Source organism: Pseudomonas sp. 10S5, from assembly GCF_035019745.1.
GTDB lineage: Bacteria > Pseudomonadota > Gammaproteobacteria > Pseudomonadales > Pseudomonadaceae > Aquipseudomonas.
The window spans coordinates 1-26,398 of the sequence record NZ_JASJVL010000026.1 but is presented as its reverse complement, the minus strand read 5'-3'; the positions used below and the strand labels follow the sequence as shown (position 1 = coordinate 26,398).

General features: G+C 55.0%; 28 protein-coding genes, 1 tRNA gene and 1 pseudogene. 15 read left to right on the top strand and 15 right to left on the bottom strand.

Features of this window, described 5'->3' with window-relative positions; translation table 11 throughout:
- Positions 1 to 390: 390 nt before the first annotated feature.
- On the top strand, positions 391 to 951 hold the full coding sequence (locus tag QN378_RS21640; protein ID WP_323550579.1) for a LysE family translocator: 561 nt from the start codon (positions 391 to 393) through the stop codon (positions 949 to 951).
- A gap of 83 nt (positions 952 to 1,034) precedes the next feature.
- Here QN378_RS21640 and QN378_RS21635 read toward each other — a convergent pair whose 3' ends face one another.
- Positions 1,035 to 1,940, bottom strand: a complete 906-nt coding sequence (locus QN378_RS21635) for an AraC family transcriptional regulator (protein WP_322204922.1) — start codon at positions 1,938 to 1,940, stop codon at positions 1,035 to 1,037.
- A 99-nt stretch (positions 1,941 to 2,039) separates the two neighbouring features.
- Between QN378_RS21635 and QN378_RS21630 the strand changes: the two genes are divergently transcribed.
- Entirely contained in the window at positions 2,040 to 2,795 is a 756-nt protein-coding gene (locus tag QN378_RS21630) for an SDR family oxidoreductase (RefSeq protein WP_323550580.1), read from the top strand.
- 21 nt (positions 2,796 to 2,816) lie between these two features.
- Here QN378_RS21630 and QN378_RS21625 read toward each other — a convergent pair whose 3' ends face one another.
- The gene (locus QN378_RS21625) at positions 2,817 to 3,263 is read right to left on the bottom strand and encodes a helix-turn-helix domain-containing protein (RefSeq protein WP_322204920.1); all 447 of its coding nucleotides are present in this window, start codon (positions 3,261 to 3,263) and stop codon (positions 2,817 to 2,819) included.
- 131 nt (positions 3,264 to 3,394) lie between these two features.
- Between QN378_RS21625 and QN378_RS21620 the strand changes: the two genes are divergently transcribed.
- A complete protein-coding gene (locus QN378_RS21620; protein WP_322204919.1) occupies positions 3,395 to 4,162 on the top strand; it encodes an SDR family oxidoreductase in 768 nt (255 codons plus the stop codon).
- Positions 4,163 to 4,272: 110 nt separating this feature from the next.
- On the opposite strand, the pseudogene QN378_RS21615 reads toward QN378_RS21620, so the two are convergent.
- The 4 genes and pseudogenes from QN378_RS21615 to QN378_RS21600 all read right to left on the bottom strand — a co-directional run.
- Positions 4,273 to 4,416, bottom strand: a pseudogene (locus QN378_RS21615) (GNAT family N-acetyltransferase); the annotation flags it as partial.
- Between the two features lie 6 nt (positions 4,417 to 4,422).
- On the bottom strand, positions 4,423 to 4,620 hold the full coding sequence (locus QN378_RS21610; protein ID WP_299827741.1) for a hypothetical protein: 198 nt from the start codon (positions 4,618 to 4,620) through the stop codon (positions 4,423 to 4,425).
- Positions 4,621 to 4,752: 132 nt separating this feature from the next.
- Positions 4,753 to 5,247, bottom strand: coding sequence for a transcription elongation factor GreAB (locus QN378_RS21605; RefSeq protein ID WP_322204918.1), 495 nt, complete (start codon positions 5,245 to 5,247; stop codon positions 4,753 to 4,755).
- Positions 5,248 to 5,253: 6 nt separating this feature from the next.
- The gene (locus QN378_RS21600) at positions 5,254 to 5,664 is read right to left on the bottom strand and encodes a hypothetical protein (protein ID WP_323550581.1); all 411 of its coding nucleotides are present in this window, start codon (positions 5,662 to 5,664) and stop codon (positions 5,254 to 5,256) included.
- 119 nt (positions 5,665 to 5,783) lie between these two features.
- Here QN378_RS21600 and earP point away from each other — a divergent pair, with 119 nt between their 5' ends.
- Together earP and QN378_RS21590 are read left to right on the top strand one after the other, a co-directional pair.
- The gene (gene earP / locus QN378_RS21595) at positions 5,784 to 6,917 is read left to right on the top strand and encodes an elongation factor P maturation arginine rhamnosyltransferase EarP (RefSeq protein ID WP_323550582.1); all 1,134 of its coding nucleotides are present in this window, start codon (positions 5,784 to 5,786) and stop codon (positions 6,915 to 6,917) included.
- Positions 6,918 to 6,964: 47 nt separating this feature from the next.
- The gene (locus tag QN378_RS21590; RefSeq protein ID WP_322204915.1) at positions 6,965 to 7,534 is read left to right on the top strand and encodes an elongation factor P; all 570 of its coding nucleotides are present in this window, start codon (positions 6,965 to 6,967) and stop codon (positions 7,532 to 7,534) included.
- A 93-nt stretch (positions 7,535 to 7,627) separates the two neighbouring features.
- Here QN378_RS21590 and QN378_RS21585 read toward each other — a convergent pair whose 3' ends face one another.
- Both QN378_RS21585 and QN378_RS21580 read right to left on the bottom strand, forming a co-directional pair.
- Positions 7,628 to 8,047: an organic hydroperoxide resistance protein gene (locus QN378_RS21585; RefSeq protein ID WP_322204914.1), complete on the bottom strand. Its 420-nt coding sequence runs from the start codon at positions 8,045 to 8,047 to the stop codon at positions 7,628 to 7,630.
- Positions 8,048 to 8,324: 277 nt separating this feature from the next.
- On the bottom strand, positions 8,325 to 8,810 hold the full coding sequence (locus QN378_RS21580) for a MarR family transcriptional regulator (protein WP_322204913.1): 486 nt from the start codon (positions 8,808 to 8,810) through the stop codon (positions 8,325 to 8,327).
- A 224-nt stretch (positions 8,811 to 9,034) separates the two neighbouring features.
- Between QN378_RS21580 and QN378_RS21575 the strand changes: the two genes are divergently transcribed.
- Positions 9,035 to 9,766: a sulfite exporter TauE/SafE family protein gene (locus tag QN378_RS21575; protein ID WP_407074111.1), complete on the top strand. Its 732-nt coding sequence runs from the start codon at positions 9,035 to 9,037 to the stop codon at positions 9,764 to 9,766.
- A gap of 38 nt (positions 9,767 to 9,804) precedes the next feature.
- Complete coding sequence (locus tag QN378_RS21570) at positions 9,805 to 11,022, top strand: winged helix-turn-helix domain-containing protein (protein ID WP_322204912.1); 1,218 nt, start codon at positions 9,805 to 9,807, stop codon at positions 11,020 to 11,022.
- 86 nt (positions 11,023 to 11,108) lie between these two features.
- Here QN378_RS21570 and QN378_RS21565 read toward each other — a convergent pair whose 3' ends face one another.
- Positions 11,109 to 12,458 carry a class II 3-deoxy-7-phosphoheptulonate synthase gene (locus QN378_RS21565; protein WP_323550583.1) on the bottom strand — a complete coding sequence of 450 codons (1,350 nt, stop codon included), beginning with the start codon at positions 12,456 to 12,458 and terminating at the stop codon, positions 11,109 to 11,111.
- 130 nt (positions 12,459 to 12,588) lie between these two features.
- On the opposite strand from QN378_RS21565, the gene QN378_RS21560 reads away from it, so the two are divergent.
- Both QN378_RS21560 and QN378_RS21555 read left to right on the top strand, forming a co-directional pair.
- Entirely contained in the window at positions 12,589 to 13,344 is a 756-nt protein-coding gene (locus QN378_RS21560; RefSeq protein WP_322204911.1) for a spermidine synthase, read from the top strand.
- Positions 13,345 to 13,759: 415 nt separating this feature from the next.
- Entirely contained in the window at positions 13,760 to 15,475 is a 1,716-nt protein-coding gene (locus QN378_RS21555) for a DEAD/DEAH box helicase (RefSeq protein ID WP_322204910.1), read from the top strand.
- 196 nt (positions 15,476 to 15,671) lie between these two features.
- Here QN378_RS21555 and QN378_RS21550 read toward each other — a convergent pair whose 3' ends face one another.
- A complete protein-coding gene (locus QN378_RS21550; protein ID WP_322204909.1) occupies positions 15,672 to 16,439 on the bottom strand; it encodes a class III extradiol ring-cleavage dioxygenase in 768 nt (255 codons plus the stop codon).
- Positions 16,440 to 16,542: 103 nt separating this feature from the next.
- Between QN378_RS21550 and QN378_RS21545 the strand changes: the two genes are divergently transcribed.
- On the top strand, positions 16,543 to 17,208 hold the full coding sequence (locus QN378_RS21545; RefSeq protein ID WP_323550584.1) for a thiopurine S-methyltransferase: 666 nt from the start codon (positions 16,543 to 16,545) through the stop codon (positions 17,206 to 17,208).
- On the opposite strand, the gene QN378_RS21540 is transcribed toward QN378_RS21545, so the two are convergent.
- The 3 genes from QN378_RS21540 to QN378_RS21530 all read right to left on the bottom strand — a co-directional run bounded on the left by QN378_RS21540 (position 17,185) and on the right by QN378_RS21530 (position 20,232).
- Complete coding sequence (locus tag QN378_RS21540) at positions 17,185 to 17,835, bottom strand: DUF2959 domain-containing protein (RefSeq protein ID WP_323550585.1); 651 nt, start codon at positions 17,833 to 17,835, stop codon at positions 17,185 to 17,187. The genes QN378_RS21545 and QN378_RS21540 overlap by 24 nt on opposite strands.
- Before the next feature lie 71 nt (positions 17,836 to 17,906).
- Complete coding sequence (htpX, locus tag QN378_RS21535) at positions 17,907 to 18,794, bottom strand: protease HtpX (RefSeq protein WP_322204906.1); 888 nt, start codon at positions 18,792 to 18,794, stop codon at positions 17,907 to 17,909.
- Positions 18,795 to 19,020: 226 nt separating this feature from the next.
- Positions 19,021 to 20,232, bottom strand: a complete 1,212-nt coding sequence (locus QN378_RS21530) for a pyridoxal phosphate-dependent aminotransferase (protein ID WP_322204905.1) — start codon at positions 20,230 to 20,232, stop codon at positions 19,021 to 19,023.
- A gap of 192 nt (positions 20,233 to 20,424) precedes the next feature.
- On the opposite strand from QN378_RS21530, the gene msrB reads away from it, so the two are divergent.
- On the top strand, positions 20,425 to 20,820 hold the full coding sequence (msrB, locus tag QN378_RS21525; protein ID WP_323550586.1) for a peptide-methionine (R)-S-oxide reductase MsrB: 396 nt from the start codon (positions 20,425 to 20,427) through the stop codon (positions 20,818 to 20,820).
- Positions 20,821 to 20,934: 114 nt separating this feature from the next.
- Positions 20,935 to 21,420, top strand: a complete 486-nt coding sequence (locus QN378_RS21520) for a glutathione peroxidase (protein ID WP_322204903.1) — start codon at positions 20,935 to 20,937, stop codon at positions 21,418 to 21,420.
- A 37-nt stretch (positions 21,421 to 21,457) separates the two neighbouring features.
- Here QN378_RS21520 and QN378_RS21515 read toward each other — a convergent pair whose 3' ends face one another.
- Positions 21,458 to 23,776, bottom strand: a complete 2,319-nt coding sequence (locus QN378_RS21515) for a response regulator (RefSeq protein WP_323550587.1) — start codon at positions 23,774 to 23,776, stop codon at positions 21,458 to 21,460.
- Between the two features lie 84 nt (positions 23,777 to 23,860).
- Here QN378_RS21515 and QN378_RS21510 point away from each other — a divergent pair, with 84 nt between their 5' ends.
- Both QN378_RS21510 and QN378_RS21505 read left to right on the top strand, forming a co-directional pair.
- Positions 23,861 to 24,751: an ATP-binding protein gene (locus QN378_RS21510; RefSeq protein ID WP_323550588.1), complete on the top strand. Its 891-nt coding sequence runs from the start codon at positions 23,861 to 23,863 to the stop codon at positions 24,749 to 24,751.
- The gene (locus QN378_RS21505; RefSeq protein WP_322204900.1) at positions 24,748 to 25,233 is read left to right on the top strand and encodes a GAF domain-containing protein; all 486 of its coding nucleotides are present in this window, start codon (positions 24,748 to 24,750) and stop codon (positions 25,231 to 25,233) included. The genes QN378_RS21510 and QN378_RS21505 overlap by 4 nt, the downstream gene beginning before the upstream one ends.
- A gap of 51 nt (positions 25,234 to 25,284) precedes the next feature.
- On the opposite strand, the gene QN378_RS21500 is transcribed toward QN378_RS21505, so the two are convergent.
- Positions 25,285 to 26,055: a hypothetical protein gene (locus QN378_RS21500; RefSeq protein WP_322204899.1), complete on the bottom strand. Its 771-nt coding sequence runs from the start codon at positions 26,053 to 26,055 to the stop codon at positions 25,285 to 25,287.
- A gap of 265 nt (positions 26,056 to 26,320) precedes the next feature.
- Between QN378_RS21500 and QN378_RS21495 the strand changes: the two genes are divergently transcribed.
- Positions 26,321 to 26,396, top strand: a tRNA-Glu gene (locus QN378_RS21495).
- The last annotated feature ends 2 nt before the right edge of the window (positions 26,397 to 26,398 follow it).

Below are 26,398 nucleotides of genomic sequence, written 5' to 3'. Positions count from 1 at the left end.
ACACGAAGCTATCCCGGATGCGCTGATCAGACCTTGGCCCAGGCAGTCCACCCAAACGTAAGCTCCTAAACAAAGAATGTGAGATTCGGCGCCAACGTGCGCAGTATTCATGAATTCTTGCTCCGTGAGTGGATCTGGATTATCCGGTCTGCACGCGCGGGATACGCTCCGTTTATTGCTTCGTCGCGTTGACCGGGCACCGTCAACCTCTGTGCGCAGTCCTCTAACTCCGGTTCGGCGTACGTCGATTACTCCATCAAAACAGACGTCCCACCTGCTGCTACGCTCTCAACGCAGACTTGCATAACGTGGGGCAGCCGTGGCACTGCATCATTGGGTTATGTTTTTCTCACCTACCTTGCGACTACCCTGTCGCCGGGACCGAACATTATGCTCAGCGTTGGCAACACCCTGCGTTACGGGGCTGCCGCGATGGCGGCGACGCTTGCTGGCAACCTGACAGCGCAAATGCTGCTCACCAGCGCGGTGACACTGGGGGTGGGAGCAATATTGACGACGGTGCCGATGCCCTTTATGGCGATCAAGGTATTAGGAGCCGGGGCGCTTATTTACCTGGGCGTGCGCCAATTGTTTGCGCCAGTGGCAGCAGCCGAGGCCATCGGCCAACTTCCGGCAAACGGCCCCACCTCGAAATGGAGAATTGCGAGCCAGGCTTTTTTAGTCTCAGGGAGTAATCCAAATACGCTGATGTTTCTTTGTGTGTTCCTGCCGCAATTCATCGAAAAAGGGCAGGCTATGACTCGTCCTTTTCTGATCATGATCGTTACCATGGCAAGTACGGTAACAGTGGTGCATTCGCTTTATTGCACAGCCGCGCATTACTTCAGTAAACGCCTGCGCGCGGCCCGCTGGGCTGGACGGATCAAGCGCATTTGCGGCGTTATTTTTATCGGTGTAAGCGTGCATCTGTTGGACGCACGAATACTTTGACGGCATCAAGCTGGCAGACCCGACAGCGTTCCGGTGCTGTGCATATAGATATCTCGCAATACATTAGTTAGCCCTTTGCCCATTCAAACTACGATGGCTTCTCGCGAATAGCGTGCAGGTGCCAGCCCCGTGTAGCGGCTAAACGCAACGCTGAAAGCACTCGCTGAACTGTATCCGACACGCTGGGCTATCTCGTTGATACTGCCGTCTTTACGACGCAACAGGTTTTTCGCCAACGCCATACGCCACCCGAGCAGGTAAGCCATGGGAGCCATGCCCAACGCTTGGGTGAAGCGTTCGAAAAAAGTCGAGCGAGAAAGGGCTGCTTCCTTGGCAAGTTGCACCACCGTCCAGGGCCGGTTTGGATATTCGTGCATTTGACGTATTGCCACGGCCAGGCGCTCGTCGCCGAGGCCACGCAGCAGGCCGGGCGATGTGCCTACGTTCGCGGTTGAGCGCAGGGCTTCGATAAACATCACCTCCAACAGATGTGCCAGGATCACGTCTCGTGCCGGTCGTTGTGCGCGCGCCTCATCGGTCACCAGCTCAACCAGCATTGCCAGTCGGCGCTCACTGCGTATGTGCACCAGTTGCGGTAGAAGTGACACCAGCAGCGCAGCATCCGGTGAACCAAATGCACAGTGGCCTATCAGCAATTGAACATCGGCCGGAGAGTCCGGCGTACCGACACGAATGTCCCGTGGGCGCACTTCAACAGGCACGGTATCGGCGTCTTCGTCAGTCATCGGTTCCAGACTCGTCATGCTGAAATCGTAGGCGGCCGGGATCAGCACAAAGTCATTGGTCTGCAAGGTTATCGGCGACTGTCCTGACACTGACAGCCGGCATCCGCCCGCGAGAATCGCACAGTAAAAGGGTTGGCCAGTGTCTGTGCGGCGCACGCGCCAGGCACCCGCGCCGCTGACGACCTTGGACATGGTGGCGCTTGGTTGCAACAGGGTGACCACCTCGGCGAGCGGATCTAGCATCTCGGACTCCTGCGAAAGATAGGCGGACTGCTGATTATTTAAAATCCGGGTACGACAGCCTATCTTTATAGTTCCTCCAATGACCAATGGATACAACCCATGCAAACTGTGCTGATTACTGGATGCTCTTCAGGCTTTGGTCTGTCCACCGCCCGATATTTTCTTGAGCGAAACTGGAAGGTCATCGCGACAATGCGCACTCCAGACGCGAGCGTCTTTGCGCCATCCGAGCATCTGCGCGTGCTTGCTCTGGACGTGACCGATCCGAACAGTATTCAACAGGCGATAGAGGCCGCAGGGCCAATCGATGTATTGGTCAATAACGCCGGTATCGGTTTTTTGGGCGCCCTCGAAGGCAGCTCGATGCAAGCGATCCGTGACATCTTTGAAACCAACACCTTTGGAACCATGGCGGTGACTCAAGCGGAGCTCCCGCAGTTTCGCCAACGCAAAACTGGAGTTGTTATCAACGTCACCTCAACCGTAACGGTGAAATCATTGCCGTTGCTAAGCGTGTATACCGCAAGCAAAGCTGCGGTAAATGCGTTCACCGAGTCACTGGCGTTGGAGCTTGAGCCGTTCAATATTCGGGTGCGTCTGGTGCTGCCGGGCCGTGCTCCTGACACCGACTTCGGTAAAAATGCCCAGGCTCGTATGCAAGGCACTATTCCAGAGGCCTACAACGATCTGGCGCAGCAGGTTTTTGCTGAATGGTCGCAATCTACCTTGGTCACTGAAGCTCAGGACGTGGCCGAGGCGGTATGGCGTGCGGCGAACGACCCAACCTCGCCAATGCGAATGGCTGCCGGGGCAGACGCGATTGTGTGGATGCGGGAGCAGACTTCACACGCATGAAAGATTGATAATTAACGCCGGTCAAATCTCCGGTGCGCCGTTCAGCACCGCCTGTAAATCAACCTGTGCCTGGTAGGCTCTTCGTGAGGACTCTATGCTCTGGCGATGCCGCTCAGCCCATAACCATACGCCGCAAAATGCCTCACCCAGGCTCATGCCCATTTCAGTCAGTCGGTATTCAACCTTGGGTGGCACTTGCGGGTAGACCGTTCGCACGAGCAGCCCATCGGCTTCCATCTGGCGCACGGTTTTGGTCAGCATTTTCTGGCTGACATCCCCGACCTTTGCTGCAAGTTGCGTGAACCGCAGGCAACCGTGTTCGGCGAGGGCCTCGATCACTAACATTGTCCATTTGTCAGCAATGCGACCGATGATTTCCCGCACCAGTGTTTCCAGTTCCGGGTCCCTCGCATCACTGCCATGGGGCCATTGCGGGGGGCGATTAACGGGTTGCAATGGATCATTCATCGGCTATGGTTTCCAGCAGGTAAGTACGGCACTTTTTGGCGCCTACTTCCCGACAGCGCCTGTTGACTCTATGGTAGATCGAATCGCCCCATACGGGGCGCAACATCTTTGCGACATGACTGGAGACAGCTATGCAAACTACAGGTAATACCCTTTTGGTCACCGGTGGCGGCAGCGGAATTGGTCGTGCGCTGGCTGAAGCTTTTCTGGCCTTGGGCAATGAAGTGATCATTGCCGGGCGCCGTGAGTCAGTACTCAAGCAAGTTGTTCAGGCTAATCCGGGCCTGCACTACGCAGTGCTCGACACCACCGACTCTGCCGATACCCAGCGAGTCGCTGAGCAACTGATTGCCAGCTATCCGAAGCTGAACGCGGTGATTCACTGCGCAGGCATCATGCGCGGTGAATCCCTGCGCGCTGGCGCTACCGAGCTTGAGGCCACGGTCGCCACTAATCTGTTGGGGCCGATTCGTCTGGACGGGCTGCTGTTGCCGCACTTTCTCAAGCAGCCCCACGCGGCAATTGTCACCGTGTCGTCAGGCCTAGCCTTCGTGCCACTGGCGCTTACACCCAGCTATTGTGCGACCAAGGCGGCGGTGCATTCCTACACCCAGTCGCTGCGTTACCAGCTTAAGGACACGGCAGTAAACGTTCACGAACTGGTGCCGCCCTATGTGCAGACCGAATTGATGGGCGATCGTCAGGCAAACGATCCCCATGCCATGCCGCTGAAGGATTTTATCGATGAAGTCATGGGGATATTCCAGCATTCGCCCGATGCCGATGAGATTCTGGTGGAGCGGGTCAAACCATTGCGCTTTGCTGAGGTGAATGGTGGCTATGAGCAGTTCTTCAAGAACTTCAACGACCAGATGGCGGCGGCGCGGGCGGGGGAGTAGGGGCGTGGCTATTTGATCAAGAGTTGATTGCTCTCAGGCCCGCAAGAGCGGGCCTAGGCATAGGTCTAAAGCGAACAGATCCAGTTTGATCTCGTCTCACCTTGAGCGCTTTAAAGCACTTTTTGCCAGAATATCGCCTTGCCCATCTCCGGGTCCAGTTCATACCCTGCGAAACCTAGCTTGCGATAAGCCGCCTGGGCCGTGGCGTTGCCTTCCAACACTTCTAGGGTCAGTTTGCAGCACCCACGCTGGCGTGTGCTTCAGTCAGGATGCAATGGCTTGGACGCCTGCATAATGTGCGCGTATTCGTAAATGTATTGCCGACCGGCATGGCTGGTCACGCGAAGCTCCTCAATCAGCAGGCGCTCTTTTTTGCTCAGGTATAACAACCCAGGATGATCATTGGACTTGAGGCGATCACGTTCATGGGCGTCTGGAAAACTAACGACGTTCGACATGAAAAATCTCCTTTTAATGAGTCCATGCACCTGGAGATATCAGTTAGAGATATCCGTCCAGGGACACTGATGGCGATGCTGCGTCACCTTACCCAGAATAAGTTGAGGTGATCAACCCTCCAAACGAATAGATTACTGTACTTCTTTCACTTCAAACGATTGTCGCTCGTGGTTGATAACTATTTCCACAATATCGCCTTGTGCCCTGCCGATAAGGTTTTTCCCCAACGGAGCATGGGGGGTGATAACGGTAATTGATTTATTGCCCTGCTGTATTTTCAGACCGGCGGCGCCAGGCCCGATGAACAGCTGCTGCTGGCCGCCCCTGTTGGCTTCTAGGTTTACCAAATCTCCGATCTGAATCCCGCGCAGCCTATCGAACGGCCGCAGCTTGAGGTTTTGAAGCGCTCCCAATGAGTGACGGATTTCTTCAACGCGCCGGGCTTGGCCAGTTGCCAAATACGACGCCTCTAGACCCAGAGTGTCGTATTTATTCTCGGCGATGTTTTCTTCATGGGTTGCCGTCTCGTAGGCGGTCTGTGCCGCCCGTTGAAGCACATCCAGATCGATCTTGAGCTTGGCAATGATCAATTGCAGGACAGTGTATTTATCGTAAGACTCAGGCATCGGGGCTCAACCACAAAACAGATTGACGTTGGCGCGGGTTTTTTCGCTGGGAGCAGTCTGGTCCTGCTGCTGCCAGAACTGGCATTTCGGGCCGCTAATGCGTTTTTCCCTGGCTGTTTTGACTTGGTCATCGTCTTGCCGCGCCTGGGTGTCCTGTAGGTTCTGTTTGTACTTCTCGAACATCGAGTTGTTTGACTCCAGCTCTGGCGCCTGCTCGGGTTCGGAGGTCGACTCGTACGCTGCCGACCCTTTGTGTGGAATGTGGAGCTTAATCTGGTTGACGGCAGCGCTCACGGCGGTGACCTTGCCGCCGATCAATGAGTCGTAAGCGAACATACCAGTCGCCGCTACAGCGACACACCCGAGCCAAACGCCCAGCGCGATGCACAAAATCAGTTTCAACGGATGAGTAAGCATTGCGAGTTCCTGGCGTGGACAGTCGATGCCAACGATTGTCGCACGGCGTTTACCCGAAGCTGGAGCTTGCAGACCGTTATGGCAGACAATCATAGTCTTTAGTGGTTAGAGAGCTGGGCATGAGAGCCTCCTGGGATATTTTCTGTAGCGTTGTGGATAACTACGGCGACATCGGCGTGACATGGCGCTTGGCTCGGCAATTGGCGGCTGAGCACGGTTTCGCGGTTCGGCTGTGGGTGGACGATCTGCAACCCTTTACCCGTCTGTGTCCCGGAGCGGATACAGCGGCGGCTCAACAATGGCAGGATGGGGTGAGCATCTGTCACTGGAGTAAAGATTGGCAGCCGACCGAAGTAGCGGACGTGGTGATTGAAGCCTTTGCCTGCCGTCTGCCGCCGGCTTACTTCGACGCGATGCCTCAGCGCTCGCGACCACCGCTGTGGTTGAATCTGGAATATTTGAGCGCCGAGGAATGGGTCTCCGGTTGCCATGCATTGCCGTCGCCGCAACCCAATGGCTTGCGTAAGATTTTCTTCTTTCCCGGTTTTCGATCAGACACCGGGGGCTTATTGCGAGAGGCGGGCCTGCTAGACCGGCGGGACGCGTTCCAGCTCGATGCAGCGGCGCGGTACGGTTTTCTGCAAGGACTGGGGGTAGAACCCGTAAGCAATGCGCGGCTGATTTCGCTGTTCGCGTACGAGAACTCAGGGTTGGCTAGTTGGTTGGACGCATTGGCTACAGATATTCGACCAACTTGCCTGTTGGTGCCAGAGGGGCGGATTGTGGGTGATATAGGACGGTGGCTCGACGTTGATGGCCTCCGCGCGGGGGCACGGGCACAGCGCGGCGCCCTAACGGTGCAGATTTTACCTTTCGTTGGACAAGACGATTACGATCGCTTGCTATGGAGCTGCGATTTCAATGCCGTGCGCGGTGAAGACTCATTCGTCCGTGCGCAGTGGGCTGGTCGACCGTTGCTTTGGCACATCTATGAACAGGACGATGACGCGCATTGGGTCAAGCTTGATGCTTTTCTTGAGCTTTACCTGAAAGGGCTGTCGCCAAGCGCGAGCCAGGCGTTAAAGAGTGTGTGGCAGGCGTGGAACAGTGCTAATGAAATGGGGCCGCACTGGTCTGAACTGCTACTACACTGGCCTGAGGTTACTGAACACGCAGAGCACTGGTGTCTGGAACAGGCTTCCCAGGCCGATCTAACTGCGGCGCTAGTACAGTTTTATGTAAATTGGCTATGATACGCGGCCTAGATTTTTGTAAATCCATCCAAATTCGGATATTCGTAATGAAAACTGGTAAAGAACTCAAGCCCGGCACAGTGATTAAGCTCGAAAATGACCCTTGGTTGGTTCAGAAAGCTGAATTCACCAAGTCTGGTCGTAACAGCGCAATCATGAAGACCAAGTTGAAGAACCTGTTGACCGGTTACAAGACCGAAATCGTATACAGCGCCGACGACAAACTGGAAGACGTGATCCTGGACCGTAAGGAAGCGTCTCTGTCATTCATCAGCGGTGACACCTACACGTTCATGGACACCACTGATTACACTATGTACGAGCTGAACGCTGAAGACCTGGAAGCCGTTCTTCCGTTCATCGAAGAAGGCATGACTGACGTCTGCGAAGCCATTTTCTTTGAAGATCGCCTGGTGTCGGTTGAGTTGCCAACTACGATCATCCGAGAAGTTGACTACACCGAAGGTTCAGCTCGTGGCGACACGTCGGGCAAAGTAATGAAGCCAGCCAAGCTGAAAAACGGCACTGAGCTGAGCGTTGCTGACTTCGTGAACATCGGTGACAGGATCGAAATTGATACCCGTGACGGCGGTTCGTACAAAGGTCGCGCTAAATAAGCGCAGTCTTTTACCGTAGCAAGCAAAAAACCCGACCTTAGCGTCGGGTTTTTTTATTTGCTCTTCATGCCGTTCTGCATGCAAACCAAAGCGTTAAACGGTTACGTGCAGCCTTACGTCAACGTTGCCACGTGTGGCGTTTGAGTAAGGGCAAACCAGATGCGCAGCATCAACCAGTGTTTGTGCAGCGGATTGTTCAAGGCCGGGCAGGCTGATGTGTAGATCGATGTCCAGACCGAAACCGCCGGGGATCTGACCTATGCCAACATGGGCAGTGATCGAAGCGTCTGCCGGGATTGAAGCTTTGGATTGGCCGGCGACGAATTTCAACGCGCCGATAAAGCACGCAGAGTAACCGGCAGCAAACAGCTGCTCGGGGTTGGTCGCTGCGCCACCAGCACCGCCCAGTTCTTTCGGGGTGGCGAGTTTGACGTCGAGGATGTTGTCGCTGGAAACGGCACGGCCATCACGGCCACCGGTAGCGGTTGCAACTGCGGTGTAGAGAGTTTCCATGGTTAAAGCCTCATATCAACGATTATATTTTTGCGCTAAATAATTGCGCGCTAACTAAGCCCGAGTAAATGTATCGCGCAAATATTTAGCGCGCAATATAAATTTTAAGAAAAGCGTTCGTGGACAATATTCGGTAAGGCTTGAGGGGAGATATTAGCGCTGGGAACGTGGATTTTTAAGGCGTTGCGTTGGGGGTGACCGTTGGTCGGAGGTTGCTGGCTGGGGCTACCGAAGGTTGCTTTGAGACCAGCCAGCTAATCGCAGCCTTCGGCAGCTTTTACGAGGTTCGTTCGCTAATACTGCCGTGCAGATGCCCGCGCAGCGCGATAAGGTCGGTTTGCATCAGTTTCAGTTCCGCTATCGTCTTACCGGACGCACCGAGGATGCAGGAAGGAATGTTTTTGGCTTTCTCGCTCAGTTCACGGCCCTGCTTGGTCAAGTGCAGCAGCACAACGCGTTCATCTTCCTTGCTCCGGGTTCGGCTCAGCAGCCCTTCTACTTCCAAGCGTTTTAGTAGCGGCGTCAGTGAACCAGGGTCGGTCAATAGCCGAGAGCTGACGTCGCCTACGGTCATGCCGTCGTGTTCCCATAACACCATCATCGCCAAGTACTGCGGATACGTCAGCCCCAACGCCTGTAGCAGTGGCTTGTAAACCTTAGTCATCATTAAGGAGGTCGAGTACAGGGCGAAGCACAATTGACTGTCGAGCAGCAGTTGATCGTAGGCCCCTGCATCGGTAGTTGAGTGGTCGTCAGTGCTCATTTGAAATCCTCTGTATCAGTTGTACTTTAATTTAGTACCACATTGTTTAATGCGCTAGATAAATTATCGGCTGCCAGACCCAGTTCCGCAGTCGTTCATGTGTTGTGAAAGCGGTGTTCAGCAAATGCGAAGCGTTTAATGCCTGCTTTGCATTTCCTGTCTGAGACGCACTGCGTAGCATGCGCGTATCAGTTCGTTGGGGTGTGGGCGTGATCGAAATCGTGATGTTTGTGTTGTTCGGCGCAGCGATGGGGACGTTAGGTGGGTTGTTTGGCATCGGCGGCGGCTTGGTGGCCATCCCCGTGCTTGGGGTGTTGTTCGGCCTTGATCAGCAATTGGCTCAAGGCACCGCGTTGCTCATGGTGTTGCCCAACGTACTGTTGGCATTATGGCGCTATAACCAGCGCAACCGGATTTCCCTTCGTAATGCACTGATGCTGATTATTCCAAGCTTTTGCCTGGCTTGGATTACTTCGTTGTGGGCGGTACGGCTAGACCCTCACACAATGCGCCTAGCCTTTGTGGGCTTTTTGATCGTGCTGACGGTGTTCAACCTGATCCAGATGTTTTGGCATAACGGTACTGCCAGCACTGAGCTGCGTCACGCAAAATGGCTGTGGGTGTTGGGCACAGGTTCAGGGGTAACCGGCGGTTTGTTTGGCGTTGGAGGCGGAGTCATTGCAACGCCGATACTGACCGGGGTTTTTGGCGCGACCCAAGTCGTTGCTCAAGGGTTGGCGCTGGCATTGGCGACTCCCAGCACCACGATCACCTTAGTCACCTACGCAGTGCACGGACACGTCAATTGGCAAATGGGCATCCCCTTGGCCATTGGCGGTCTGGCTAGCATCAGTTGGGGTGTAAAGCTTGCGCACACGCTGCCGGAAAGACTGCTGAGGACGTTGTTCTGCGGTTTTCTGGTTATCTGTGCGGTGGTGCTTGGGTTTAAAGTTTGAAGCTTTAGCAGATTTATTTCTACAACCGGGAGGCCTGAATGTCCGCAGAACTTTCGCTTAAAGGCGCACGTCGTCTGGCGCTTGCAGCTCAAGGGTTCACTGGGCGCCAGCCGCCAGCGTTGATTAAGGCGGCCCACGTCAATCGGTTGATAGACCGCCTTGGCATTTTGCAGATTGATTCAGTTAACGCCTTGGTGCGTTCGCATTACTTGCCGCTGTTTTCTCGCCTGGGCATCTATGCTCAGCCACTGTTGGACCGGGCAGCTTGGGGTCTGGGTCGTCAGCGCAAGTTGTTCGAGTATTGGGGGCATGAAGCGTCGTTACTGCCGTTCAGCTTGTACCCCCTATTGCGATGGCGCATGCGCCGGGCGTCGCAAGGTGTCGGTATCTATCAGGGCTTGGCGAAATTTGGTCATGAGCAGCAAGCGACCATTGTTCGAGTGTTGCAGTCGGTTCGCGAGCAGGGGGCGCTGGGTGCGGGCAGTCTGAGTACCCGCCAGGAGCGGGCGGGGCCTTGGTGGGATTGGAGCGCGGAGAAGCAGGCGCTGGAATGGCTGTTTGCCGCTGGGGAGGTGACGGTATCCGGTCGTCGCGGATTCGAGCGTCTATACGACCTGCCTGAACGCGTGTTACCTGCCGTCATTCTTGATCACCCAGAGTTGAGTGAAGCTCAAGCGCAACGCGGATTGTTATTGCACGCGGCGACAGCATTGGGTGTGGGCACCGATAAGGATTTGCGCGACTATTTTCGACTATCTCCAGCGCAAAGCGGTTCGGGTTTGGCAGAACTGGTTGAGGCTGGTTCGTTGCAGGTGGTTCAAGTCGAAAGTTGGCGTGTGCCCGCCTATTGCCTTCCTGAGCCTAAGCTGCCGCGCAAGGTTTCGGCCAGCGCTTTACTTTCGCCCTTCGATTCGCTGATTTGGGAGCGAAGTCGCACTGAACGGCTGTTCGACTTTCGCTACCGTCTGGAGATCTATACCCCGCAAGACAAGCGCGTGTACGGCTACTACGTGCTGCCGTTTTTGCACAATGAACGAATCGCCGCCCGTATCGATTTGCGGGCCGAGCGTGCCTTGGGACGATTGGCGGTGCATGCAGTGCACGAAGAAGATAAGGGTCTGAACGAGGAGGGGATGCAGGCCTTGGCTCGAAACCTGCGGCAGATGGCTGACTGGCTGGGTCTGGCTCACGTGCAGATTAACTGCCAGCGCGCCAGTGCAGCGCGCTTGCGGGCGGCTTTTTTACGGTTGGACTAAACACAGCGCGCCTCTCTTCCCGATATGAATTTCATACCAGGTTGTGATCCGCGATTCCCTGCAGAGCCGCACTATTCGGAAAGGGCTTAACGCGGTCTAACCTGCTTCAACGTCTCGGCGATTAAAAACGCCAGTTCCAATGACTGATCGGCGTTCATCCGTGGGTCGCAGTGGGTGTGATAACGATCCGACAATCCGTCTTCGGTGATCGGCCGCGCGCCACCAATGCATTCAGTGACGTTTTGCCCGGTCATTTCAATATGAATGCCACCGGCGTAGGTGCCCTCAGCCTGATGCACCTGGAAGAACTGTTTAACCTCATTGAGAATTTGAGCGAAGTCACGGGTTTTGTAGCCACTGCTGGCCTTGATCGTGTTGCCGTGCATCGGATCGCTACTCCACAGCACTTTGCGGCCCTCGCGCTCCACGGCGCGAATCAATTGCGGCAAGTGATCGCCTACCTTGTTAGCGCCCATGCGCGCAATAAGGTTCAGGCGGCCAGGGTCGTTGCTCGGATTAAGCGTGTCGATCAGGCGAATCAGGTCTTCGGGGTCCATGGTTGGGCCGACTTTAACCCCGATAGGGTTGTTCACGCCGCGCAAAAATTCGACATGAGCCCCGTCCAGTTGCCGCGTGCGGTCGCCGATCCAAAGCATGTGCGCCGAGCAGTCGTAGTAATCGTTGGTCAAGCTGTCGCGGCGCACGAAAGCTTGTTCGAAGTTCAATAACAACGCTTCGTGGGCGGTGAAAAAACTGGTTTCGCGCAATTGCGGTGAGGTATCCAGTCCGCACGCGCGCATGAAGGCCAAGGTTTCATCAATGCGCCCGGCCAACTGGCTGTATTTTTCTGCCAGCGCTGAGTTAGCGATGAAGTCCAGGTTCCACTGATGCACCTGATGCAGATCAGCGAAGCCGCCTTGAGCGAATGCGCGCAGCAGGTTCAAGGTAGCGGTCGACTGGTGATAAGCCTGCAACAGGCGATCGGGGTCCGGCACTCGACTTTTTTCATCGAAACCAATGCCGTTGACGATGTCGCCACGATAGGCCGGAAGCGACACGCCGCCGATAGTCTCGTCGTTGGCCGAGCGCGGCTTGGCAAATTGACCCGCCATGCGCCCGACCTTGACCACCGGGCAACCCGCCGCAAAGGTCATGACGATTGCCATCTGCAGCAACACTTTGAACGTATCGCGAATCTTCGCCGCCGAGAATTCGACAAAGCTTTCCGCGCAATCGCCGCCTTGCAGCAAAAACGCTCGACCCTGGGTGACCTCGGAAAACTGCCGACGCAACTCCCGTGCTTCTCCGGCGAACACTAGGGGCGGGTAACCCGCCAATGTTTGTTCGACCCGCAACAAATGCGCGGCGTCCGGGTACTGAGGTTGTTGTTGAACAGGCAGTGCCCGCCAGCTGTCGGGGCTCCAGGGTTGGCTCATGATTGAAAATCCAGGTCAATGCAGTCGGACCGCCATCTTAACAGTCCCTGTGTGAGCAGGCTTGCTTGCCAATGGCAGCACAGACGACAATCCGCGCTTCCCGCTTGCCACCATGCCATTAGGAGAAGCAATGACTGAGGAGCGCGTCGAGCGTTTACTGGCTGAAGTACACGATGCTTTCGGCATGATTCGTGTGTTGGAAGTGGACGAGTATCGGTTCCTGGAGTTCGGCGATGCCATCGAGCAAAGCTGTACGTTCACTGCCGACCCAAGCTGGCTGGAATACGACTATACCCGCGCTATGTTTATTGCCGCACTGTGCCACGATGCACCAGAAAGCGCTTTGTTTCTGGGGCTCGGCGCCGGGACACTGACGCAAGCTTGCCTCAAATTCCTGCCCCTTGAGGACGTCGAAGCCATCGAGCTACGGCCTGATGTTCCGCGTCTGGCCATCGAGTTTCTAGGTCTGGACGATGATCCTCGGCTGTACATTCGTATCGGCGATGCGCTGGAGTTGCTTGACAGCGCTGAGTCCGCCGATCTGATCTTCGTCGACTTGTATACCGATGTCGGCCCGGGTGTCGGGCACCTGGCCTGGAAGTTTCTGGAAAACTGTCAGAAACATCTGAATCCGGGCGGCTGGCTGGTGATCAACCAATGGGCGGCCGATGACGGAAAACCGCTAGGCGCAGCGCTTTTACGTGGACTCTACCATCGGCACTATTGGGAGTTGCCGGTGAAAGAGGGCAACGTCATCCTGATAGTGCCAGCAGACCTTGAACAGGTTTTGGATCTGCAAGCACTGACCGAGCGTGCCGAAGTTCTGGCTCCGCGTCTGGGTTATTCACTGCTGCCCTTGATCAAGGTTATCCGCCCGGCAACCTGACCAACGCGAGTCTCTTTGCGTATAGGGGAGGATATAGAGAGGTCCTGTCACGCTGGGGTAGGCAAAAGACCGCCAATCGAAGTAGATGAAACGATGTAGCAGTACAGCCTTAGAATTTGGGACTTTGCAAAATAAACACAGATGTGGGTTCGCGCAAAGCCTGTAACAGAGAGCGGGACGGTCGTGGTTTTCCGAAAATAACCCTCACTTTTGTCAGTAATTCCGGTATAGTACGCGCCGGCCTTTAACCTGGCCCTCGTACAGGTATTGCAATCCCCCGAAGCCAGCTTCGGCTGCTTGTCCGCTCTGCGGGCTATCCTTGACGATTCATTCATTCAAACGTTTTCGCAAATCCCCGCCGACAAAGCAGCCAGGGCGACTCTAGGGTCTTACACGGCACGCGCAGCTTTGGAACATGGGTCTTTGCGGATGCACTAGAGGCAGACCCATGACCCAGGAATTCGGCGGCTTCGCCGCTTTTGAACTTCATCCAAATATTCTCGCAGCCGTTATTGCAACCGGCTACGAAGAGCCTTCGGCCATTCAGCAGCAATCGATCCCGATCATCATGGAAGGCCATGACATGATTGGCCAGGCGCAAACCGGTACGGGTAAAACCGCTGCGTTCGCACTGCCAATCCTGCATCGTATCGATCCAGCCAAGCGCGAACCTCAAGCACTGATCCTCGCGCCAACTCGCGAATTGGCCCTGCAAGTAGCCACCGCTTTCGAAACCTACGCCAAGCAAATGCCAGGTGTAACGGTAGTAGCGGTCTACGGCGGTGCGCCGATGGGCCCGCAGTTGAAAGCAATCCGTAATGGCGCGCAGATCGTTGTCGCCACGCCGGGTCGTCTGTGCGATCACCTTCGCCGCGACGAAAAAGTACTCGCTACCGTGAACCACCTGGTTCTCGACGAAGCAGACGAAATGTTGAAGCTGGGCTTCATGGATGACCTGGAAGTTATCTTCAAGGCGTTGCCAGCTACTCGTCAGACCGTTCTGTTCTCTGCGACCTTGCCTCAATCGATCCGTGCCATCGCTGAACGCCACCTGCGCGATCCGAAGCACGTGAAGATTCAGACCAAGACCCAAACCGTTACCGCGATCGAACAGGCTCACCTGTTGGTTCACGCTGACCAGAAAACCTCGGCTGTGCTGAGCCTGCTGGAAGTCGAAGACTTCGACGCACTGATCATGTTCGTGCGCACCAAGCAAGCGACCCTGGATCTGGCCAGCGCTCTTGAAGCGAAAGGTTACAAGGCTGCCGCGCTGAACGGCGACATCGCTCAAAACCAACGTGAACGCGTCATTGAGTCGCTCAAGGATGGCCGTCTGGACATCGTTGTAGCCACCGACGTTGCTGCACGTGGTCTCGACGTTCCGCGTATCACCCACGTATTCAACGTGGACATGCCTTACGATCCAGAGTCCTACGTTCACCGTATTGGCCGTACTGGCCGTGCCGGTCGCGAAGGTCGTGCGTTGCTGCTGGTGACTCCTCGTGAGCGCCGCATGCTGCAAGTGATCGAGCGTGTTACGGGTCAGAAGGTTGCTGAAGTCCGCCTTCCGGATGCTCAAGCTGTTCTCGATGCTCGCATCAAGAAACTGACTAACAGCCTGACTCCGCTGGTTGCCGACGCTGAATCGACCCACGGTGATCTGCTTGATCGCCTGATCGCCGATATCGGCTGCAGCCCGCGTGCCCTCGCTGCTGCTCTGTTGCGCAAAGCTACCAACGGTCAAGCATTGACCCTGGCCGCCATCGAGCGTGATCGCCCACTGGTTCCAACCAGCGCGCCACGTGAGCGCAGCGATCGTTCGTCTTCGAGCGAGCGTCCTGAGCGCAGCGGTGCTGATCGCGAGCGTCGTGCTCCGGTTCCATTGGCTGAAGGTCGTGCTCGTTGCCGTACCGCGCTGGGCGCGCGTGATGGTATTGCTGCTAAAAACCTGTTGGGTGCAATCCTCAACGAAGGCGGCCTGGCCCGCGAAGCGATCGGCCGCATTCAAGTGCGCGATAGCTTCAGCCTGGTTGAGCTGCCGGAAGACGGCCTTGAGCGTCTATTGACCAAGCTCAAGGACACCCGAGTTGCAGGCAAGCAGTTGAAGCTGCGTCGCTATCGCGAAGACTGATCTGCTCTTGAGCTGATCGAGTCTGAATAAAAAATCCCCGACTGGTTCGGGGATTTTTTTGTTTTGGATTTTCTGTAGAAGATGCCCGAGCGTCTGCTGCGGGTCAGCTAATTTTTGTCCAGGTTTTTGGGGTCAGTTCAATCTGTGGGACCGAATTTATTCGGGAAGCAGGCGACACTATTTATCTGGCGAACGCTCAACCAAACCGATAAATGTCCATTCCCAACGCGCCCATCGTGAATCCCTGATGCGCGATGCTGAACTCGCCGCCTGCGCCGCGTGCAAAATAAAGCGGCAGCAGATGCTCGTCACTGGGATGGTTGCGTACCGCATTCGGTTCCAGACGCCGATAGTCATGCAACGCTGCTTCGTCATTGCTCGTCAGCTTGTCAACGATCCAGTCACGAAACGCCAGCGCCCAAGGCTCAATACTTTCTGGTCCGGCATGCCAATCCAGCTCCCGCAGGTTATGGGTGATGCTCCCGGAGCCAATCATCAGAACGCCTTCTTCACGCAAACTCGCCAGCGCACGGCCAACCCGAGTTTGCAGCGCTGGGCCAAGACGGCTGGGCAGCGAAACCTGCACTACTGGAATGTCAGCCTGCGGGTACATCAACGACAGCGGCACCCAGACGCCGTGGTCAAACGGACGCTGGGAGTCGATACGGGCCGGCAGTCCATCGGCGCTGAGCAGTTCAACCACTTTCTTCGTCAGCTCGGGCAAGCCCGGCGCTGGGTACTGCACAGCAAACAGGTCGGGCGGAAAACCACCGAAGTCGTGCCAGGTTTCTGGCTGTGGATTGCCATTGACTAAAAGCTCCTGACTTTCCCAGTGCGCCGAGACAATCACGATGGCTCTTGGCTTGGGCATCTCGGCCGCGAGACGTGCCAGCGCCGGGCCACTCGCGCCAGGTTCCAGAGCGAGCATTGGCGAGCCATGGGAGATAAACAAGCTAGGGAACATAGTCGGAGTCCTGAGCGTTAAGATGGCACCATCTTCAGGCAAAAGATTGATCTAAATCTAATATAAGTTTTAGCCTGATTTGATCGAATTATCAGGAGTCAGTATGGAACCAGATTTTTGGCAAAAACGTTGGGCACTCAACCAAATAGGCTTTCATCTCCCGCAGGTCAACCCTCATCTACAGCAATTCTGGTCTGGGCTTGGGCTGGCGCCGGGTACTCAGGTGTTGGTGCCGCTGTGTGGCAAAAGCCTTGATCTGGCATGGTTGGCGGGGCACGGGTTTGAGGTGATGGGCATCGAGCTGACGCAAAAGGCGGTGGAAGACTTCTTTAGCGAGCAGCAACTGGTAGCGACAGTCACCCAGCGCGGTCCCTTCAAGGTTTATAGCGCTGAATCAATTGAGCTGTGGTGTGGCGATTTTTTTGCCCTGACAGCTGAGGATGTGGTCGACTGTGCCGCGTTGTACGACCGTGCGGCGCTGATCGCGTTGCCGCCCGAGATGCGCAAATCCTATACCGCACATCTGGCGCAGATACTCCCGCCCATCTGCCAAGGGCTGTTGATTACTTTGGATTACGACCAATCGAAAATAGAGGGCCCGCCGTTTGCGGTGCCAGATGCCGAGGTGCAGCAACGGCTGGCAGCCGATTGGCGGATTCAACTCCTGGAAATCTGCGATGTGCTAGGCACGAGCAGCAGATTCCTTAACGGGGGTGTTACGCGGCTGGAAGAGCGTGTCTATTATTTACGGCGCGGTCCTGCTTTGTAGGTGGCGCAAGAACGCATCGGAGCTGTCTATGGAGCGCTGCATGTCTTTGAGCAATTGATAGACGTTGTTTTGCACAGTGCCGCTTTCGTCTTTGAGCACCCCAATTGCTTGGGCGTTGAGGTTATGTTTGAGAAACAGCACTTGATCATGCAGTACGTTGAGGACCGGCGGGATAAGGCTTTCAGCGGTTTTCATTGTGGCTAACAGGGTGCGGTATTCGGTTTGGGTACGATCCAATTCCTTCGCGCTGGCCGCCCGCAGGTCTTGGCGAGTGTATTGATCAAGTTCGGCGTTCCATTCGTCAAACAACGCATTGGCGACGTTTTCAACGGAATCGATTCGTTGATGAATGGCGTCAGCACTTTTAACGCTGGCTTGATAATCGTCATTTAGCACGTCGTAGCGCTTCTCAAGATCGCCGCCGTCGAAATGCACCACCCGCCGATAGCTTTCCAGCGCGCTGGATAAGTGCTTACTGGTGTCCTTCTGCGCCTCGCGCGCGTCCTCGATTCGGCCAGCCAACATTTGGCGTTTTGGAATGCCAGCTTTATCCATTGCAGCGAAATATGCACTTTGGCAGCCGCTTAAAGCGATAAGGGTGATGCAGCCTAGGGCGAAGTGGCGCATGGGTTATTCCTTCAGCCAGATAAGCAAAAGGGCGACTTGCGTCGCCCTTTCGTCACACGTTGTGAAGCTTATCAGGCGAGACGACGAAGCGCCTCAATGCGATCTTCCAGGGCCGGATGGCTCATGAACAAACCGGCCAAGCCGTGCTTGAGGCCGCCATTGATGCCAAAGGCGGTTAGGCTATCCGGCATTTGTACCGGCACGCCTTGCTCCGAGCGCAGACGTTGCAGGGCGCCAATCATCGCGTTCTTGCCTGCCAAACGGGCGCCAGCCTCGTCAGCACGGTATTCGCGTTTGCGCGAAAACCACATGACGATGGAGCTGGCGAGAAAGCCCAGTACCAGTTCGGCAAAAATGGTCGCAATGTAATAAGCCATACCTTGGCCCTCTTCGTTTTTGAAGATCACCTTGTCGACAAAGTTGCCGATGATCCGCGCGAAGAACATGACGAAGGTGTTCACCACGCCTTGCACCAGAGCCAGTGTCACCATGTCGCCGTTGGAAACGTGGCCTATTTCGTGGGCCAACACCGCTTTCACTTCATCCGGCGAAAAACGTTCCAGCAAGCCTTGGCTGACGGCGACCAGTGCATCGTTCTTATTCCAGCCCGTGGCAAAGGCGTTGGCCTCGTACGCGGGAAAGATGCCGACTTCGGGCATTTTGATTCCAGCATCACGGGATAATTGCTCAACGGTCTGCAGTAGCCATTGTTCATGACGAGTACGCGGCTGAGAAATGACCTGGGTGCCGGTACTCATCTTCGCCATCCACTTGGAGATGAACAGCGAAAAAAGCGAACCGGCGAAGCCGAAAACAGCACAGAAAATCAGCAACTGATTGAGGTTCAGATCAACCCCATTGGCCGCCATTATTCCATTAAAGCCAAAAAGGCTCAGGGTAATGCTGGCTATGAGCACTACCGCCAAGTTTGTGGCTAAAAACAGCAAGATGCGCATCATGGTCGAAACGGTCTCCTCATGGAAATATGTAACGTGATGCGGGGTATATAAGGCGATGCCCGTCGCGATTCAACCGAGGGACTATTTCAAACTGTGTCGTTTGCCTGTCATCGACCGAAAATTCGCGTGTCAGCGTACTTCGCAAATCGGAGCATTACGTAGCCAATTGAGGTTAGGCGGCATGCTGTGGGGTCTTCTCAAGCCGCCCATGTTTAGAGGAGTTCGCTTACTGACGATAAGTCTTGAGAAAATTTCCGATTCGACCGATTGCCATATCCAGGTCATCGACGCGCGGTAGGGTCACTACGCGGAAGTGATCCGGCCAAGGCCAGTTAAAGGCGGTGCCTTGTACCACTAGCAGCTTTTCCGATAAAAGCAGGTCAAGGACGAACTTTTCGTCATTGTGGATCGGGCAAATTTTCGGGTCGATACGCGGGAACGCGTACAGCGCGCCCATGGGTTTTACGCAACTGACGCCAGGAATGTCATTAAGCAGTTCCCATGTACGGTTGCGTTGTTCCAGCAAGCGGCCAGCGGGCAGCACCAGATCGTTGATACTTTGATAGCCACCCAGAGCGGTCTGGATCGCGTGTTGACTCGGTACGTTGGCACACAGGCGCATGTTGGCCAGTATGTCGATGCCCTCAATGTAGCTTTTGGCATTGTGTTTCGGGCCGGAAATAACCACCCAGCCGGAGCGGAAGCCCGCGACCCGGTAGGATTTTGACAGACCATTGAAGGTCAGGCAGAGCAGGTCCGGGGCCAATGACGCGGTGGCGATATGAACCGCATCATCGTAGAGAATCTTGTCGTAGATTTCGTCAGAGAACACCACCAGATTGTGCTGGCGGGCCAACTCCAGCATGCCCAACAATACTTCCTTGGGATAGACCGCACCTGTCGGGTTATTGGGGTTGATGATGACCATTGCCTTGGTATTGGGCGTGATCTTGGCCTTAATGTCTTGCAGGTCCGGCCACCAGTACGCTTGTTCGTCGCACAGGTAATGCACTGGACTGCCGCCGGCCAAGCTCACTGCTGCGGTCCAAAGGGGGTAGTCCGGGGCAGGAATAAGCACTTCGTCGCCATTGTTGAGCAGCGCCTGCATCGACATCACGATCAGTTCGGAGACGCCGTTGCCCAAGTAGATGTCTTCGATGCCGACACCTTCTACCTGCTTCTGCTGGTAATACTGCATGACTGCCTTGCGTGCGCTGAACAGGCCTTTCGAATCGCTGTAGCCCTGCGCCATCGGCAGATTGCGGATCACGTCCTGCAAAATTTCGTCCGGCGCTTCGAAACCAAACGGCGCCGGGTTGCCGATATTCAGCTTGAGGATACGATGACCTTCCTCCTCCAGGCGTTTGGCGTGCTTGAGCACTGGCCCGCGTATGTCATAACAGACGTTGGCGAGCTTGTTCGATTTGCTGACCTGCATGGTGATTGATCCCAAGAGTGGACGGTCCAGTGCGTGAGCATCACCTGGATCGCCGAGCAGAACGCCATGAAAATGGGTTTGTATGCGTGAAACGTGGATGACAGACTGGCGTCTAACCAGGCGCAATCATACGTGCCGCCCGATCCTTGGAAAAGATACAGATTGGGCTTTTTAAGTTGTGGAGGGGTACCCATGGAAAAGCTGGAAAAAACTCGCGAAGAATGGCAGTCGATGCTTGATCCGGAGCAGTACAACGTTTGTCGCCTCAAAGCAACCGAGCGGCCGTTTTCCGGCAAGTACAACGGCACCAAAACAGCGGGCGTTTATCACTGCGTTTGCTGCAACGAGCCGTTGTTCGATTCTGAAACGAAATTCGACTCCGGCTGCGGTTGGCCGAGTTTCTACGCTCCGCTCGAAGGCAGTGCCGTGATTGAAATTCGTGACATGACACACGGCATGATTCGCACGGAAGTAGTGTGTGCCAAATGCGACGCTCACTTGGGCCACGTCTTTCCCGATGGCCCTGCGCCCACCGGGCTGCGCTATTGCATTAACTCGGTGTGTCTGGACTTGGTTCCGCGCGAGTAGCCAGTCGTGGTCTACCCTGTTATGGCTTGATATTGATGGGATGAATTAAATTGTGCGCAAGTCAATTGCGCACTATGTTTTCTACACATTCCACTCTTTTTTGAAGGTGTTGCCATGAGCGAAAATCTGCTGACCATCCCGTGCACGACTATTAAAGGTGAGCAGAAAACCCTGGCGGATTTTGCTGGCAAAGCGGTTTTAGTGGTTAACACCGCTAGCAAGTGTGGCTTCACCCCGCAGTACAAAGGCCTTGAGAAGCTTTGGCAGACCTACAAGGATCAAGGCTTGGTGGTGCTGGGTTTTCCATGCAATCAGTTCGGTCATCAGGAACCGGGCAATGAAAGCGCGATTTCCGATTTTTGCGAATTAAATTTCGGGGTCAGTTTTCCTCTGTTCAAAAAAATTGATGTTAACGGCAGTGAGGCCCATCCACTGTTCGTCCAGCTGAAAAAGCAGGCGCCTGGAGTGTTGGGGTCGGAGCGTATCAAGTGGAATTTCACTAAATTTCTAATAGGTAAAGACGGTAAATTGGTCAAACGCTTCGCACCGTTGACTAAGCCGCAAGACCTGGCCAGCGAAATCGAAGCGCTGTTGAAGTAATGATTGACGCACTCCAACCGAGTATTGCGCCGAGGACTCAGGGGCCTAGCGGCTTTAACCACAGATCCAGCAAGCTGATCAGTTCTTCACGACGAAAGGGTTTGGCCAGATAGTCGCTCATGCCGGCGGCGCGGCAATGTTCGCGTTCTTCAGGCATCGCGTTGGCGGTAAGGGCGATGATCGGTAGCTGCGGCCAGCGTCCGCTTTGGCGAATCTGACGACTGGCTTCGTAGCCATCCATTACTGGCATATTGCAGTCCATCAACACCAGATCGAAGTCCTGCTCCTCAAGTTGCTCAAGGGCTTGGGCGCCGTGTCCACTGACAACAACTTCGCAGCCCAGTTTGCTCAACATACCCTTGGCCACCAGTTGGTTCACCGGATTATCTTCCACCAGCAAAATTCGCGCACGGTGGGTGGGTGCCTTTTCTCGCAACAGCCGTTCCCGCGAGAGCTGTTCTTCAGGCAGCAGCGTGCGGCGCAATATTTGGTACAACGCATTCCGGGCCAGCGGGCGGGCCTGTTGATGCAGCGGTGAGAGGGCGATCACCTCCTCGCTGGGCATAAAGTTGCCATAAGCCGTTACTAACAGGATGGGCGCGATAATGGCAGGGCGCAGTCCAAATAAGCACTCTGGGCAATCGGTAATCAACAGGTCTGCATTCAAGCCATACAAGCTGTCGCCGATACTGCGCTGCTGATAATCAATTCCCCAGCCAGGTAGCAGGCTGGCCAATAGTTCGGCCAGACCACTTCCCGCCGGGGTCACAGCAATTACGCGCCCTTTGAGTTCTCCCAGTACAGGCGCAGGCGTATGGGAGATCAACGGCAGATCCACACTGAAGCAACTGCCAAAATCGACCTTAGACTCCACACTCAACCGGCCTTCCATTGCGCCACACAAATTATGCGTCAGTGCCAAGCCGAGGCCGGTGCCTCCGTACTGACGAGTGATACCGGCCGCTGCTTGAGTAAACGGTTGAAAAATTTTTGCCTGATCGTTTACCGCAATCCCAATGCCGGTGTCGCTGACGTCGATTCTAATACCGTTGCCGTGTGTGCTCAGACGAACGTCGACTCGGCCAAAACGCGTGAATTTCAAGGCGTTTGACAACAGGTTGCTGACGATCTGCCGGACTCGAGTCGGGTCGCCCATGACCAATGCTGGAAACAGCGGGTCGATCAAACATGCCAGTTCAACACTGGGCGCCGCGTTTTGCGACAGCAGATTGGCCGTATCTTCTACCAGTGCACCCAGGTCGAAAGGAATATTTTCCAGCTCTAGTTGACCTGCATCGAACTTAGACAGGTCAAGAATATCGTTGAGTAACTCCACCAATACCTTGCCCGAGTCATGGGCGATTGACAGTTGTTGGCGCTGCTCTGCATTAAGCGGACTGTCCAGTGACAGCGAAAGCATGCCCAGTAAACCGTTAAGCGGTGTGCGTATCTCATGGCTCATATTTGCCAGGAAAGCTGCGCGCGCATGCGCCATGTCTAAGGCTGTGCTGCGCGCCACGAGCAGCTCGTCGTTGGATAGGCTGAGACGACTGTTGGTGGCTTTGAGTTCGGTGGTGCGCGCAGAGACGATGTTTTCCAACTCATCCAAATGGTCGTTGAGTTGGTTTTCAGCAATCCGACGCCGAGCAAACTCACTGGCAACTGTTCTGAACTGCTGATTGGCGACCTGCACCAGCACCCCGATCTCGTCTTTCTCATGCTCAGGTGGACAGGGCAATGGCGGCTGGTCCAACCGGCGCGGGTCGCTTTCACTGAGTGCGCGTATTACTTCTACTAGCGGCTTGGTCAGGGTGATGTAGAACAGCAATAACAGAATGACGCTTAACAGCAAGCTGCGGGCAAAACCATTGACCAAGGTGATTTCGGCGCGCTGCAAGAAGTGGCCGCCAAAAGCGAAAGTGTCCACCGTCAGGTGCAGCGTACCCATGGGCTCAAGCGGCATGTGATCCAGATGCAGCGAGTCTTCGAATTCACGGCTTGCACCAAAAAGGAAATCGCTGACGATCCGGTAGCGGCTTTGAACCGGCGGGCGCTCGACGCTGGCGAGGGTTATGTTGTTATTGTCGCTTAACCGAACACCTACGACAGCAGGGGAGTGCAATAACCCGAGGGTTAACTCCTGAGCTAGTTCCGCGTCGATGTTGTAGGCGATCCGCGATGCCGGATTGTGACTGATTTCCAGCAAGGAACGAATTTCGCGATCGATCGATGCATCTTCGCTGGCATAATCGAGGGCGATTTGAACCATGCTAAGCAGGGTTCCTAAAATGAAGCCGACCAATACTGTCAAACGCGCTTGCTTGAACGACAGGCGGTGGGTGAACGATATATCCATGGGCAGCGCCATTCCTCGTTTGCCATCGCGAAGTAGCATAGCTGATCGCGGCTTGCGTTTAATCAGTTTAATTAAGGAGACATTGTGGACTCTCGGTTAATAACATTTCTCGAGCGGGCCGACGCCGTTTTAGCTCGATTGGAGCCTATGTTGCCGGCCCTGCGTACGCCCGTAGACTGGACCCATAGTCTGGCTGCACGCTGGGTGCAGGAAGGTCGTTCTGGTTATTTAATGCCGCTGGCGGTAAGCCTTGACATGCGCTTGTCCGATTTGATTGGTGTTGATCGCCAGCGCGATCAGCTCGCACGTAACACTCGCCAGTTCATCGACGGCTTGCCCGCCAACCATGCGTTGCTCTGGGGATCGCGCGGCACTGGAAAATCGTCGCTGGTGCGGGCACTGCTGGCTGAGAACCACAAAGATGGTCTGCGTCTGATTGAGATTGAGCGCGATCATTTGGGTGACTTGCCGCGTGTTGTAGAGCAATTGCAAACCTTGCCCCAGCGGTTTGTGCTGTTTTGCGATGACCTGTCGTTTGAAGCAGGGGAAAGTGATTATCGAGTATTAAAAAGTGTTTTGGACGGTTCGCTGGAGCAAGCACCCGACAACGTATTGCTGTATGCCACGTCCAATCGCCGTCATTTGGTCCCCGAAAAAGCCAGTGACAACGAGAACTGGAAGCAAGTAGATGGTGAGATTCACCCAAGCGAAGGTGTAGAAGACAAGATTGCCTTATCCGACCGGTTTGGCTTGTGGCTGTCGTTCTATCCGTTTACTCAAGAGCACTTCCTTAGTGTGGTCGAACACTGGATCAGTGAATTGGCCTCGAAATCGGGTCTGGCGTGGCGGCGCGATGAAGAATTGGACATCGCTGCGGTGCGCTGGGCCACCGGCCGTGGCAATCGTAACGGCCGTTGCGCTTACCAGTTCGCGCGTTACTGGGTGGGTCTTAAATTGTTGGAGCAGCAAGCATGATTGATTTGCAAAGTAGCGGCGTCGGCCTCAACGGCTATACCTTGCTGACGGCACAGTTGGAATCATTGTTGGCAAACGAGCGTGATTTTATTGCCAATGCCGCACAGTTTTCGGCGTTCTTGTTCAGCCAGCTCGACGATTTAAATTGGGCTGGATTCTATCTCGCACGGGACGAAGAGTTAGTGCTAGGGCCATTTCAGGGTCAGATTGCTTGCGTACGAATCCCTTTTGGCCGCGGGGTATGCGGCACTGCGGCGGCCAGTCGGAACACTCAGCGGGTCAGGGACGTCAATGAATTTGACGGGCACATTGCCTGTGACAGCGCCTCCGCTAGCGAACTGGTGGTGCCATTAATCAAAGACGGCCGGTTGATTGGCGTGCTGGATCTGGATAGCCCGAATATCGGACGCTTCTCGGAGGTTGATCAGGCGGGGATTGAACAGTTGGTGGCAATATTTTTGAAGCTTACGACGTGCGAGTAAATCTGATGAGAGCAGGCACGCCCAAGCGTGTCTGCCGCACGTATTAATGCATCAGTCGTAGACGGCTTTCTTTTTCCATTCTGCGTTTGCATCGTCAGTCTTCAGGCCGTCGGTCAATTCGTTTTCCTCGCCTTCAACCGCCGCAGTCACCGCTAACACCATTGAATTGCAACGCGCCAAAAGCTTTTCCAGATAAATAAGCTGCTCATGATAAACCGCCGGCTCAGGCTGTTTGCGCAGATATTGCACGCCGCGCTCAAATGCCAATCGTGCTTGTCCCGGCTGTTCATGAGCCAAGGCGTGTTGCCCAAGGTTGTTAAAAAATTCGATATGAAGCACCACCATGATGTGGCGTATCTGTTTTATCCATTGCTTGGCTTCGTTGTTCGGCAAAAAACCGTCATGGGCGGCCCGAGTGACCTGACCATGTAATGCTTCCAATAGAAAGCGCACGTCCTTGGCTTTGGCTTCGGTTTGAATCGGACTAGGGGGATTATTGACCGGAATCTTGTCACCCAGGTTAATCAGCGCTGTCAGCTCGGCAATACGCTCCCGAATTGCGCTATTGCTTCTGTCAAGTGTAAGCAGCCGGGTGTTGACGTTGAGTTCCAGTCGCGTGAGCAGCAGCTTGAGATCCGGCGTCATTAACTGGCCTGGAAACGTTTCGGTAATCTCGCCGCAACGGCGTAATCGATCAGTAAGCTCTATCTTGAGGCGCGCACGCTCCAGCTTCTTGTTTTCGGCTACATGATTGAGAAAACCGATGGCAATCAGAATTGCAATGCCGGCAACAACCAGGAGGGTGATTATGAGTGGTGTCACCGTGGAAACCTCGTTCGGGTATTTGTCGGCTGAGTGTAGTGTTTAACCCAGTGGGCCGATAGTGCAATGCATTTCTGTCAAACTAACGGCGCTGATAAACAGGCGCCCGTTTGGTGACCAGCATACATAAACCATAGGGAAGTCATTGATTTAGATAAATTTATAGATGGGGGTTGACGACCTGCCCCCGCATCCATAGAATGCGCGCCACTTACAGCGTAAAGCACACAGCAAAGCGCAAATAAGTAGTGAATGTTGTACGCGTGTCCCCTTCGTCTAGTGGCCTAGGACACCGCCCTTTCACGGCGGTAACAGGGGTTCGAGTCCCCTAGGGGACGCCATT